This window comes from Novipirellula herctigrandis (assembly GCA_007859835.1).
GTDB lineage: Bacteria > Planctomycetota > Planctomycetia > Pirellulales > Pirellulaceae > Novipirellula_A > Novipirellula_A herctigrandis.
In genome coordinates this window covers 8,218,945-8,231,650 of record SJPJ01000001.1, presented here as the reverse complement: position 1 = coordinate 8,231,650, position 12,706 = coordinate 8,218,945, and the positions used below count along the sequence as shown (strand labels likewise).

Annotated in this window: 10 protein-coding genes and 1 pseudogene; 8 read left to right on the top strand and 3 right to left on the bottom strand. The window is 53.0% G+C overall.

The window, feature by feature from the left end:
• Positions 1-183 precede the first annotated feature (183 nt).
• The 8 genes and pseudogenes from CA13_RS29785 to CA13_RS29755 form a co-directional block, all read left to right on the top strand.
• Positions 184-1,251, top strand: coding sequence for a carbon-nitrogen hydrolase family protein (locus CA13_RS29785; protein ID WP_146402861.1), 1,068 nt, complete (start codon positions 184-186; stop codon positions 1,249-1,251).
• 18 nt (positions 1,252-1,269) lie between these two features.
• The gene (locus CA13_RS29780; protein ID WP_146402859.1) at positions 1,270-1,674 is read left to right on the top strand and encodes a hypothetical protein; all 405 of its coding nucleotides are present in this window, start codon (positions 1,270-1,272) and stop codon (positions 1,672-1,674) included.
• A gap of 68 nt (positions 1,675-1,742) precedes the next feature.
• Positions 1,743-2,456: a hypothetical protein gene (locus CA13_RS29775; protein WP_146402857.1), complete on the top strand. Its 714-nt coding sequence runs from the start codon at positions 1,743-1,745 to the stop codon at positions 2,454-2,456.
• Positions 2,457-2,528: 72 nt separating this feature from the next.
• The gene (locus CA13_RS29770) at positions 2,529-3,980 is read left to right on the top strand and encodes an IS1380 family transposase (RefSeq protein WP_146395205.1); all 1,452 of its coding nucleotides are present in this window, start codon (positions 2,529-2,531) and stop codon (positions 3,978-3,980) included.
• A 162-nt stretch (positions 3,981-4,142) separates the two neighbouring features.
• On the top strand, positions 4,143-5,966 hold the full coding sequence (locus CA13_RS29765; protein WP_146402855.1) for an alpha/beta hydrolase family protein: 1,824 nt from the start codon (positions 4,143-4,145) through the stop codon (positions 5,964-5,966).
• 141 nt (positions 5,967-6,107) lie between these two features.
• Positions 6,108-6,434, top strand: a complete 327-nt coding sequence (locus tag CA13_RS29760; protein ID WP_146402853.1) for an ArsR/SmtB family transcription factor — start codon at positions 6,108-6,110, stop codon at positions 6,432-6,434.
• A 68-nt stretch (positions 6,435-6,502) separates the two neighbouring features.
• Positions 6,503-6,766, top strand: coding sequence for a hypothetical protein (locus CA13_RS36210; RefSeq protein ID WP_473087504.1), 264 nt, complete (start codon positions 6,503-6,505; stop codon positions 6,764-6,766).
• Positions 6,694-7,185 (top strand): annotated as a pseudogene (locus tag CA13_RS29755) (arsenic resistance protein); the annotation flags it as partial. The gene CA13_RS36210 and the pseudogene CA13_RS29755, both read left to right, overlap by 73 nt.
• A gap of 854 nt (positions 7,186-8,039) precedes the next feature.
• Here the strand turns inward: CA13_RS29755 and CA13_RS29750 are convergent.
• The 3 genes from CA13_RS29750 to CA13_RS29735 all read right to left on the bottom strand — a co-directional run bounded on the left by CA13_RS29750 (position 8,040) and on the right by CA13_RS29735 (position 12,272).
• On the bottom strand, positions 8,040-9,599 hold the full coding sequence (locus CA13_RS29750) for a nuclear transport factor 2 family protein (protein WP_146402851.1): 1,560 nt from the start codon (positions 9,597-9,599) through the stop codon (positions 8,040-8,042).
• A 1,063-nt stretch (positions 9,600-10,662) separates the two neighbouring features.
• Complete coding sequence (locus CA13_RS29740; protein WP_146402847.1) at positions 10,663-11,301, bottom strand: hypothetical protein; 639 nt, start codon at positions 11,299-11,301, stop codon at positions 10,663-10,665.
• Positions 11,302-11,498: 197 nt separating this feature from the next.
• Complete coding sequence (locus tag CA13_RS29735; protein WP_146402845.1) at positions 11,499-12,272, bottom strand: alpha/beta hydrolase; 774 nt, start codon at positions 12,270-12,272, stop codon at positions 11,499-11,501.
• Positions 12,273-12,706 lie beyond the last annotated feature (434 nt).

Genomic DNA, 12,706 nt, shown 5'->3' with positions numbered 1-12,706 from the left:
TTCGTGATGGTCAAAACCTGTTTCTCCGTTAACCCTAGCGTTCTTGCGTAACCAAACACGACACGGAGGGGTTAAGATACAGTTGCACTAAGATTTCGCTTGCACCTAAACTTCGTGTGCAAATCGATTTCGTGCGCACTTATATTTCGTGCCCCTCCCCAATTCAATTCTCAGGTTAGCAGCATGTCCGATTCGTCAAACAAAAGTGGACGGCGCCAGTTCCTGACAATGTCAGGCGCCGCAGCAGTCGCAGGCACCGCAGCAGCGGCAGGCAGTTTGGCATTGCCTGACGCGGTCCACAGCGATGAAGTGAACTTTCCAACAAATCGCCTTCCTCGCGAGGTTCGAATCGCAACGGTTTGCCAACAGGACCTCAAGGCGAGTTCTCCGACAGCGATGGTAGCGAAGATCGTTGATCTGATGGGGCAAACGGTGACGTCCAAGCCGGACCTCATCTGCTTGCCTGAAGTGTTTCCCGTTGCCAACCTTTCGACCAATAGACCGAGCGCCGAAGCGATTGCCACCGCCCCGCTTGCGTCGTTGTGTCGTCCGATAGCCGAGTTTGCCGCAAAAAATCGTTGCTATGTAGTCTGCCCCACGTATGTCACCGAGGGCGGACGTTGCTTCAACGCGGCAATTTTGATTGATCGTGACGGCAAGGATGTTGGTACTTACAAAAAGATTCGCCTTACGGAAGGGGAGCTTGCCAAGGGCTTGGCCCCAGGGCCGATCGATCCTCCGGTGTTTGAGACCGACTTCGGAAAAGTCGGCATGCAGATCTGTTTCGATGTCTTTTGGCCCGACGGATGGAAGCGGTTGGCGGAAAAAAAAGCGGAGATCGTTGTTTGGCCGAGTGCCTTTGGCGGTGGCCGGCAAATCAAGATGGCGGCTGCGACGAATCGTCTGGTCATAGCGACGAGCACACGAAAAGACACCAGCCAGATTTGTGATGTAACGGGCGAAGCCATCGCGACGACGTCACGCTGGAACCCGTGGGCAGTCGCCACGGTTAATCTTGAGAAGACGGTCGTGCACACTTGGCCCATCATGAAGGTGTTCCCAGAGATCTTTGCCAGGTACGGAGATAAGATTCGTATTCGCACGTTCGCGGAGGAGGAATGGTCGATCGTCGAGAGCCGCTCACCCGAGGTGCGTATCGCCGACATCGCAAAGAAATTCGGATTGGTTCCGATCGACGAAATGTTGCGTCAAGTCGAAGCGAAGCAAATCCTTGCGAGAAAGGCTGTCTAAGTTGAAAAGCGAGACGCCATGAAAAGCGACATCGATTCTGCCGTCTTCGTGCTGTCGATGCTGGCAATAGGCATCTCCACTATCGCGTACTCCGACGATCCGGTGACGCTGAACCAATACGCAAACGGTTATCGGCCATTGAGTACATCAACCAGCCGTCTGGCAATGAATACGTTCTGCAAATACAGTGGTGCGCATGACAACCCAGTCATTTTGTGGACAGAAACGGACGCATTTGGATCTTCTCGAGATCACACGGGAGAGCACTCCCCTCGACCATTCACCACAGCAAACGCGCTTACGATATCGACGAATTTAGACGAGTGTCCGAAACGCACGGCGATCCGATTCGGTCGACTCAAATCGTTGACCGCGACGATCACCACACCGACTTTTACTGAAACAATGCTGCATTCCGAGTGAGTGCATTCGCGCGTGTGTATTCGCGTGGTAGCTCGCGCGGCGACTCTCGTGGTTAGGGAACGCGTCTTATGAAATCAGATCGTCTCGTCGAAGCGACTCAGGCCGATTGGTCACTGTATCGATGTCCAAGTCTGTTCTTGGCGCTGTTGTTGTGCACCAACTGTCTCCTGTTCGTCCGACCGCTGCCTGCTCAAACATGGGAGGAACCACCCGAGATTCTGGCAGGGACAGAACGATTGATGTGGGACGATAAACTCGATGTGCGGTTGATGGACGGTGCTCACAGGTACATCGAACGAAAGATCTCGCAGTCGGCCACCAATCGTCAACAATATTGGAGCCGAGACCTGTCTTCCCGGATCGCGTATGAGCAATCCGTATCACCAAACCGCGAAAGACTGCGGACCATCATTGGAGCCGTGGATCGCGGCCACGAGCGAAACCACAACATTGGCCTGCCGGCGGTGGAAGTACCCGTTCGCATGGAGCGAGTAGGCGACGATGATCGCCCGGCCATGATATACGCGAATGATTCGTATCAGATTTGGCGTGTACGCTGGCCGGTGCTGACGGGAGTTTGTGCCGAGGGACTGCTATTGGAACCATGCGGCAAGCCAACAGCCCACGTTGTTTTGCTGCCGGATGCGGAGGAGTTTCCGGAACAGATGGCGGGTCTTGTGAAGGGCATTCCCGCTGATCGACATGTCGCGTTGCGACTTGTGAAGCGCGGTGTTCGTGTCCTAGCCCGAACATTGCATCCGCGGATTCAGCTTGCCCACTAGCGCGAAAGCCTTAGTCCTGATAGTCATTGGAGTTACCACACCTCAATTTCCACAGGCCCAAGGCTTTCTGCAATGACAGATCGTAAACGAAAACGTCCTGCTCTGAAACGCCTACGTCGGCAAGCTGTTGATGCTGACTTCGACGGTGGAACGCTCACCTCCGATGGCGGCTTGGTGCTCCTTCGCGAAGTTGATCGGCGGCTCGATCTGATCCGAAGGGTCGATCAAGCCATCCCCGATCCGCGTGATCCGATCTACACCGCGCATCAGCAAGACGAGATCCTCATCAGCCGAATCTTCGGCATCGCCGCCGGTTACCAAGACGCCAACGATCACGACGCCTTGCGGCACGATCCCGCTTTTCAAGTGGCTGCCGGAAGGACGCCAGCAGAAAACGATTACAGCGAAGGCGCCTATCCGCTTGCCAGTCCCTCGACGCACTGCCGGTTTGAAAACCGAATCGACTCCAAGGCCATCTTCAAGCTTCACGAAGTCCTCGTCGATACCTTCCTGGATAGCTTCGACGAGCCGCCTGAAGAAATCATCCTGGACTACGACGCGACCGATGACACCGTCCATGGCAACCAAGAGCGTCGGTTCTTCAACGGTTACTACGACAGCTACTGCTTCCTTCCGCTTTACGTTTTCTGCGGCGATCAGATTTTGGTTTCGTATCTGCGGCCCAGTAGTGTCGGAGCGGCTCATCATGCTCGGCCGGTTACCAAGTTACTGGTCCAGAAGATTCGTTCGCGTTGGCCTGACGTGAAGATCATCCTTCGCGGCGACGGCGGCTATGCAGACGAACCGCTGATGCGATGGTGCGACAAGAACGATGTCGGCTACATCTTCGGCTTACCCAAAAACAAGGTTTTGGTGCGGGAAATCGCTTGCGAAATGACTCGGGCGAGGATTCAGCAATCGTATCTCGGTGGCAAGCGAGCGTGCTTCAAATGGTTTCGCTATCGAACGTCCAGGACTTGGGATCGTCATCGCTGGGTTGTCGGCAAGGCACAGTACACCGGCAAGGGAGCCAACCCGCGTTTCGTGGTCACCAACCTGCCCAGCGACGCGGGCATTGTTGATACGACAAGGCACCGGCCGATGGTCGACGGCAAGCGACAACCTTGGGAAGTCAAGGAAGCCGGGACACAGTGTAGCGTCGCTTGGAATCCGGAAGACTTCTATCGCACGATGTACTGCATGCGTGGTGAGATGGAGAACCGGATCAAGGAACAGCAGTTGTGTCTGTTCGCCGACCGAACCAGTTGCACGCGATTCATGGCGAATCAATTTCGACTGATGCTCTCATCGCTGGCCTATGTGTTGGTTGATGGCCTGAGGCGACTGGCACTTTCGGGCACCGAGCATTCACGCCTGCGTGTGGACAGCATTCGCCTGCGACTGTTGAAGATTGCCGCTCGGGTCCAAGTGACTTCTCGCCGGGTGGTGTTTCATCTTTGCAGCCATTGTCCATCGGCGGCGCTATGGGACGACGTGATGCTGCGACTTTGCCGTAGCGATTAGCCTTGCCCATCGCCAGAGATAATTCGCAACCCGCGAGCCGATGGTCAACGTGGGGGAAGGGGGAACTCCGCGCCGCCAACAAAAAAGACGATCAAATCGATGCTCCAAAGTGGCCCATGCCATCCCAGCTAAACTCAAAAGCGTCTACCACAGGCGGATGCAATGTTCGGGCTAGTGCCGGTACTGATCGACCGGACTTCTCTCTTTGAAGGCCAAAATACGCAGTCCCATCGGGAGTGGATCTATCGCCAAGCATTTCATATGGGACGGCACATCATTGGGTATGAGGTGCAGAAAGTGCAGGCGGCAGTGGATTGGTTGGAATCGACGGCCGACTCGGACGCATCGATCGGAGTTGCCGGTTACGGAGAAGGCGGCATGATCGCGTTGTACAGCGCCGCCGTGGATACGCGAATCGACGCAGCCATGGTCAGCGGATACTTCGGTCCAAGAGAGGCTATCTGGAAGGAACCGATCTACAGGAATGTCTGGGCACTATTGCGCGAGTTCGGGGACGCAGAAATTGCCTCCCTGATTGCACCTCGGCCGTTGGTCATCGAACACAGCCCGGTCCCTGATGTGACCGACCAGAAGGGTAACCTCACGACGCCTTCCTCAACGGATGTCCGCCGTGAGGTCGCCCGAATCGATGCGCTCACGCAGGCGGGATTCCAGGATCGCCGGCTCGTCATCGGGGCCGATGAGACGACGATTGGCCCGTGGTCCGATCGAGCCGTCAAAGACTTTGCAGGAATGCTAGATATAGACAATGGCTTGGCGCACGCCAGTGACTCCCCCCCAGCTGCCGACGTAGCAAACGACGTAGCAAACGACGTAGCAAACGACGTAGCAAACGACGTAGCAAACCACGTAGCAAACCACGTAGCAAACCACGTAGCAAACGACGTTGCTGCGAGACAGCTACGACAGGTGTGGGAGCTGGATGACTATACGCAACGCCTGGTACGCGACTCAGACCACGTCCGCAATGATTTTTACCTCCACAAATTGCTCCCCGAATTCAAATCACCGCAGTGGACCACGAAGCCGGAATTCCCAACCACTGCGCCAGACGAATTCGTCAAGCAATCCCGATCGTACAGAAAGCTTTTGTGGGAAGAGATCCTGGGTAAACTCGACGAACCCCTGATGCCGTTTAATCCACGTACGCGTCTGATCGCTAACGAACCGAAATGGGCAGCTTACGATGTGGTGCTGGATGTCTGCCCGGACCTGATCGCGTGGGGCATTCTGATGGTCCCCAAAGACCTGCAAGCTGGTGAGCGGCGGCCGGTCGTGGTACTGCAGCACGGGCGGAATGGGCTGCCTGCGAATATCATGAACGGCGGATACAACAACACCGCAGGTCGCCTGCTGGAACGAGGCTTCATCGTCTTCGCGCCCCACAACCTGTACCGCGGCGAGGACCGCTATCGCTGGCTGGACCGCAAGGCGAACAGCATCAAGGCCACGCTGTTTTCCTTCATTCTCGCCCAACATGATCAGATCACACGGTGGCTAGCTTCGTTATCGTTTGTGGACGGCAACCGGATCGCGTTCTATGGAAACAGCTATGGCGGAGAGACGGCCGTGCGCGTACCGCCGATTCTGGAGCGCTACGCGCTGTCCATTTGCGCATCCGACTTCAACGACTGGACGCGGAAAGTAGCTGACACTCGTGACCGACACAGCTTTATGATCTCCATCGAATGGGAAATGCCCTATTTCAACATGGGCAGCACCTTCAGCTATGCGGAGATGGCCTATCTAATGGTACCCCGACCATTCATGGTCGAACGAGGGCATCATGATAAGGTCGCCCCTGATCAATGGGTGGCGTACGAATTCGCCAAAGTTCGTTGGCTCTATGACCAACTGGGATTTCCGAATCGCCGAAACATCGAGTTTTTCCAAGGGGGGCACACCATGAAAGGGAACGAGACATTCAAGTTTCTGCATCAGCACTTGCAATGGCCAGAGCCCTGAGAGAACTGCAGGTATTCAGCAGCGACTACCGCTGAGCTGGAATTGTTCGGTATTCCATTTGTTGAGGCAATGCGTGGATGACAAGCGACATTGACGTGGCTGAGACGATCGCCTATCGCAGATCAACGATAAAGGAACCCGATGTCAAAGCAATCCACCAAGAAACCCTGCGATTCGATGCCGGTGAAGCTAAATGCGGATCCGACGGAGGAAGCGTTTGCGAAGCTCGCTTGGGCGATCGCGCACCCGGCTCGCGTACAGATTATGCGGTTGCTGATCGGTCGCGAAGCTTGCGTTTGTGGCGAGATTGTGGATTGTCTGCCGCTGGCTCAATCGACCGTTTCACAGCACCTCAAAATTCTCAAAGAGTCGGGGCTGATCCAGGGCGAAGTCGATGGGCCGAAGATCTGTTACTGCATCAACCCCGACAAACTCGAACAACTCAAAACTCTCGTCGCGGGATTGTGACGAAGTTTTTTTGCCTGTAAATAGCGTACATCGGCGATGGACGATTGCCATTGTGAAGGAATTGAAAAGTGACTCAACCACAAGCCTGCCCGGCAGATGAACAGGGCATTGGATTCTTTGAGCGTTACCTGACTGTCTGGGTAGGGCTTTGCATCGTTGCGGGGATTGCTATGGGCAAAGTCGCTCCCGGAATTGCAAAGTCGCTCGATAATATGGCGATTTACGTGAACGATGCTCCGGTGATTTCAATCCCGATCGCTACCTATCACACAAGTGGCTCATCGCGACCAAGGGAGAAGTGTGGTTTCGTGACAAGTTCTTGCATTTCCTGACACCCGTCACGATCACGGCACTTCTGGCAACGCTGGTGCTGTTGTTTTCAATTAAAGGCGAAACGATTGTCGAGAATCCACTCACCATTTTGTGGATGGCAGTTCCGCTGACGATTCAGACGGTCGCGATTTTCGCACTCGGCTATGGAGCTTCCAAAGCGATGGGGTTCACCTACGAATCCGCCGCTCCGACAGCGATGGTAGGAGCGTCGAATCACTTCGAGGTGGCGATCGCGACGGCAACAATGTTGTACGGATTGTCATCCGGTGCGGCGCTCGCAACCGTCGTGGGCGTGTTGATCGAAGTTCCTTTAATGTTGGGGCTTGTGAAATTCTGTGTCAGAACGAAGGGTTGGTTCCCGGCTGAATCGAACGTCGACGCGGATGGAGCGGAAGAAGAAAACCAAGGATTGATGTAAGAGATTTTGGGTAAAGGACAATGTGATCGAGATCGAAAGTATCGACGCTTTCGCAGACACACCTGTGCATGACATCAAGAGTTGACACGAAATGGAACGGACAGAAATGCGAAATCAGATGAAGCGAATTCCAATGAGACTGTCAAACCTGTTGCCATCTGTCCGGTGTTGGGGCATGGTGCGTCTAGCCACTATCATTGTCACGTTTTTAACCCTTGAAAGCTGCTCCAGTATTCAGGCTGCTGACGACACTCAAGCTCTTCCTCCCATCGAATGCCCACTCAGCAAGGCCGGAATCGACAAGACGAAGCTGAAGCCGTTCGAAGAAGTCCAGGATTACATCAAGTTCCTTGAGCGTTCAGATCGAGCGGAATGGCAAAAGTCAGAAGCAGTTGTGCAGGCGTTGGAACTCAAGGGAACCGAAACGGTCGTGGATCGAGGGTCTGGTTCAGGCTACTTTACATTTCGGTTATCCAAGGCGGTGCCACAGGGTAAGGCGATCGCCATAAGCCCTGAGCTTACCTGCAATTTGCAAGCCATTGTGGCGACCCTACGGCTCGTCCATTTTTTCCCACGGCGGATTTTTTGGATCTCGATTTGCAAACCTCTTTCAAGCTGGCGTAGGTGAATCTGAAGTTATTTGGCTTCCATAAAGAAGAGCGACTATGGAATTCAGGGTCATTCAGGCTGAACTCTTGGACAACTCAGCTCGTTAGCCATTCGAGGCCGTTCCCTCATTGAGAAGGAAGCTCGAAGACGAGTCGATCCAAAGTCTCGCCTATGAGGCCATTGTGAGCATCACAGGCGAAGCGTTGTGGCGGAAGAGCACTTCCTTCGGATATGCCAAGCAGCACTTAATCGAGATCAATCACGGAGATTGTATGAGTTTCGTCAGCGATGTTAGGTCCAAGTGTGATGTCAACATTGGAGACATAGACTTTGTTTCCAAACCTAATGCACTCAGACGGGGCATCCAACTCTCCATTAACTCCATCGCAAGGAGCGTTCTTTGCTACCAAGCATGACTCCCCGCTCTTCACGCATACTTTGCCAACAGCACAACCATCAAAGTCGGCAAACCAAATTTCCCCCTTGCCATCATATTGCATCCCGCCAACACTCTCAGCGCAATCGACCTTAGCAAAGAGCGCCCCCTTTTGGGCTTTGCCTGCTTCAGAGAAAGCGACTTTCCAAATCTCGCAATCAGCAAAGTTCGAAACATACATGTTGCCTTCGCCGTCAAAACAAATTCCATTCGCTCCAATAGGATACTTACCCTCTGACTCCATTGTGAGAATAACATGTGGATCGTTTGCCGTGCCATCTACTCTAACGGGATCATCAGCCTTCAAATCAGATAAGTTGAACTGATAAGTTCCACTGATTGTTGGGACTGCCGCACCAAAGCTCGACTCATTAACAAAAAGGCTGTCGCCCTTTGCAGCAACACCATTGGCTTTGTTGACTCCAGTAGCCACGACTTCAACGCCAGTAGCTTTGCCATCTTCCATCACGACACGCAGTATTCGTGATTGCCCATGTTCCTTTTTGCCCTTGATATTCTGGTTATCTGAGACATACAAATGTCCGTCAGAGGCAAAAACCAAACATAGAGCACTGACTATCCCTGTATCTGGATTTACGGGAAGGTCAATGACCTTCTCTAGCTTATTGTCAGCCGTTATCTTCACGATACAACTTGGCGCATCTTGCACGCCATTGTTGACGACTAGCCAAATCAATCCATCCTGAATCGTCATGCCATCAGGATTCTTGTACTCGGCAGGAAGTTCAATGGCAAGTTGTGGTGTCTTGAGTGCAGCGCTCGGACAACACGCTTTCTCTTCACCCTTTACCGGCATACCCGAGTAATGGACGTGGACCAACCGCCAATCCCCCGCCACTTTGCGGAAGATTTGGGTTTCCCGGCCCTTGGTGTTCAGCGTCTTCCCGTCCTCCTCGAACTTGGCTTTGAAGTCCCAGTAGAACTCAGCCCAGGCAGTATCTCCGTAGACGTGAACGGACACGTCGCCAATGATCCGCAGTGTGCGTTCAGAGAAATTGCCTCCCATCGTCTGCTCATAGAAACTCCGCTTCACCTGCTTCCAGCCGTGCTGATGCCCCCGAGGCTGAATGAATGAAACCTCCGGGGAGCTCAGCCAAACCTCGGACGCCAACTGCGTGTCTGCGTCGTCAACCGAACGCAGATACTTAGCAATCTGCCCCTTGATTGCATCCACCTCGGCATCTTTTTCTGATTTGGTTGGAGCAGGAGCAGATGTGCCCAGCGACACCTCCGTTTCGTCTCCCTTCACCGTGTAAGTCACAAGGCAAAGGGCAGCGGCAAACGAAACGATTAGGATTCTGGCTAGTGGGCGATGTCTGCCCGTCTGATCAAGAAGCTGCTGATTCATTTTGGACCTTTGTGAAACTAAACGAGTTACGATTGCAGGTAAAAAACGTCCACGCTATTTCGATGTATGCATGTCAGCGAGAATATGGGTTACAGTAACCTTGTCCATCGTCATTTTCAACGCCGTCTCGAAATGCTCAACGTGTTCCTTCAGCAAGGTCTGGACGCAGCGGCCAACCGAGCAAAGCGGGTTCGGATCGTTTCGGGGTTCACCGCATAGGTTGCCCGGTTCCATCGCTCGGTACACGTCGCCAAGAGTGATTCATTTGGCGGATTGGGCGCGCGTTGTGCCGGCTCGCGTTGTGCCGGCTCACGCTCCCTCCGTGGATGAAACCACCCCCACCCTTCCAAGTGATGCAAGAATGCGGCGGATGTCGACGTGGTTTGTATTCACGTTACCGGCGATGTAGTCCGAGGTCATTGCCCGCTCGTCATGTATCCTAACATTTTAAAATACTGGGGGGGAGCGGTTGGTTTTGGCATCAGGCTGATCCCACGCGTACGTTAACGAATTACCAGCCGGCTCCTGCACCTCTTGCGCGTTGACACAATCTGGCCGCGGAACACCCGTCACTTCAAGAATGGTGGAGAAGATGTAGTCCGTGAAGAAAGGGGCATCCCTCAGGCCCTTCCAATTGTCGAGCCACTTGATCGCCTGAATGGCGTGATGAATACTGACTTCATCATTGGTTTCCGATTCGTGTTCATTCGTTTTACCTGCTTCGCAAAACTGTTCTAATAGATCGCACTACTTCGTTGGCAGTTTTTCAAACCGCGGCGTGTTCCATTATCGGTGATGCACACGGCGTCATTGCTTTCGATCTTCGACTTAACATCGGCTCGCAAAGCAGTTGGAACTCGTTAACCGTTTCTCCAATCCCACGGAGCAGACATTCGGCATGGCCGAAGACCCTTTGCTGGATACTAAAATCAACTCTCTGATCGCCGAGACGTATGCCATTGGTGATGCGACGCGAGTCCGCAATTTCAGGCCCACTGGATGACGAAGCTTTCTGACGCAATGGGATTATCTGACCAGGGATCACACCGGTTGTCGGTCCAACTCAGTCGAGACGAACGGCCCAGACGCGAAAGCTCGGGTCGTCCGATTTCGTTCCCTCTAGCACTCGTCCATTCGCCGATAATTGAACACGATCCGCAGGGATGCTTTTCCAGCGGAATTCGTAAGTGCTACTTTGCGGATTCACTGACCGCCAAGTTCCATTGCCGCTTGTACGCCCGCCTTGCAGGTTCGTGATATCGACCCCGTTGTTCCATCGCCATCGACCAAGGATGCCTTGGAGTGGTGACGACCGACTGGTGACGCGACCCGGGGCATGGTTTTCTTCGGATGCAGGCGGAATGATTTCCAAAGCTTCGGTCCTTCGAATTTGATCTCGCACCGCAATGGCTTGGTCTAGGCCACCTTTCTGGGTCGCCGCCTTAAGCTCTCGATTTAGCAATTTCACGAGCTCATCTCGCAGCTTCATTCTTCCTTTTGAATAATCTTCTTCCAGGCTCCGCATCGAATCCAAGAATCTTCGGTCGAGCGATCGGACATCGGTGGCGTGTTGATCAACAGCGGTCAATACCCGCGAATCCAGTGACTGCGGCTGATCCGGAATATCACCGCTTTTCGCTGAGCCCACAGAAACCAGTAGCACGCACGCCACCATGGCAATCGAGAATGATTTTGTCTTCATTTTTTATCCCGTTATCAAAAACTCGAAATCCGCATGATCAACTAGTCTAGACACTTCCAACAACGCTCGTTGACGAAAGAAAGGCGTCAGGTACGAATGGCGTTGTCCAACGCGTTTTTACTGGATTTCCGATAGTAACGCGATCGCTTTGAGTGGTTTTGGTCGGCAATGTCGTCGATCAAAACAAACGAAGTTGCTCATCGTTGAAGGCTTCGCGCAAAACTTCCAATCGCATCAACATATTGCTTCATGTTCCTTCCGAAGATCGTGTTGTGATTGCCAACCGGAAATCGCAACAGTTGCTTTTGCCTTGATCCACCCCATCTATAATTTCGCTCAGCGTGCGAAATGTCGATCAATCCATCATTCTCGGTGTGCATCACGAGCAATGGATTTTTATACTCAGCCAGCTTCTTTTTGTGATTGAAGTGTTTTTTGGTTTCGACACGGAGTTCGTCATCAGAAAAATTCGTTGATGAAAGATCGGCATTGACTAGAAACCGCTCATAGGGATCGGCTATGCCGCTTTCCAAAATCAGTCCCGCTATCTTCGGTTGGCGATGAGCTAGTTCAATGGCGTAAAGCGAACCAATTGATCTTCCAAAGACAATCGCCTTTTCAGGTGTGACCCCCGCTTCGTTGATCGCCGCTTCTCCGTCACCCAACATAGCGACCAGCTTGGACTCGCCCGTGGAAGCACCGTAGTCACGATACTCAACAAACAACGAGTTCAGCCCGAATTCCTCGAACAGATCCGCCATGTCGGGAACGTAGTCAGATACGGTTTCACCATTGCCGTGGAAGTGAACCAACGTGAAGTTGTTGAGATCGATGATTCTTCGGTAACACGCCAACTCAGCATCACCGGCATCAACCATGAACGGATCTTTGACAAAACGTGATTGCGGAAACAGGTAGTGACCACTGACCGCTACGTGGTCGAGGATGCTGCGTGTGGGGTCTTTGTTCATGATTCTGGATCCCGGTTGAAACAATTCTGTTGAGAACTGGTGTTCTGCTACAAGTGACGCAAGGCATTTTATCTGACGTGCCGAAATAGATCCGAGTTCTGTCCGTTGAAGTGCCGGTTGGGACGCAAAGATGTTCTTAACTTTGGTGTCGCTTGCTGTGACTCCATCGCAGGTGTCTTATTTAAACGACCACTTCGAGAACAAAGAACCGTGCAATTGACACCCAGCAGACGAGTAAAATTGATTCTAGTCAAAATCCTTGAGTATGCCGAGATCGGTGGGAAGGAGCCTAAGCATTGCCTAGTGGTAATACATGCGATGATGAACTGTTGCTCGATGTCGCCTCTGGGTACGGATTGAAGCCAGTCCAATCCGTCATCCTTGTCTGAGATGTACCCATCCAGGCTGGCAGCAATGAAGACAATGTTTGACAT

Bases quoted from the DNA above. Each gene is read 5' to 3' on its own strand.
- CA13_RS29780 (WP_146402859.1), top strand. From the start codon at position 1,270: ATGAAAAGCGACATCGATTCTGCCGTCTTCGTGCTGTCGATGCTGGCA.
- CA13_RS29740 (WP_146402847.1), bottom strand. From the start codon at position 11,301: ATGAAGACAAAATCATTCTCGATTGCCATGGTGGCGTGCGTGCTACTG.
- CA13_RS29735 (WP_146402845.1), bottom strand. From the start codon at position 12,272: ATGAACAAAGACCCCACACGCAGCATCCTCGACCACGTAGCGGTCAGT.
- CA13_RS29775 (WP_146402857.1), top strand. From the start codon at position 1,743: ATGAAATCAGATCGTCTCGTCGAAGCGACTCAGGCCGATTGGTCACTG.
- CA13_RS29750 (WP_146402851.1), bottom strand. From the start codon at position 9,599: ATGAATCAGCAGCTTCTTGATCAGACGGGCAGACATCGCCCACTAGCC.
- CA13_RS29760 (WP_146402853.1), top strand. From the start codon at position 6,108: ATGTCAAAGCAATCCACCAAGAAACCCTGCGATTCGATGCCGGTGAAG.
- CA13_RS29765 (WP_146402855.1), top strand. From the start codon at position 4,143: ATGTTCGGGCTAGTGCCGGTACTGATCGACCGGACTTCTCTCTTTGAA.
- CA13_RS29785 (WP_146402861.1), top strand. From the start codon at position 184: ATGTCCGATTCGTCAAACAAAAGTGGACGGCGCCAGTTCCTGACAATG.
- CA13_RS29770 (WP_146395205.1), top strand. From the start codon at position 2,529: ATGACAGATCGTAAACGAAAACGTCCTGCTCTGAAACGCCTACGTCGG.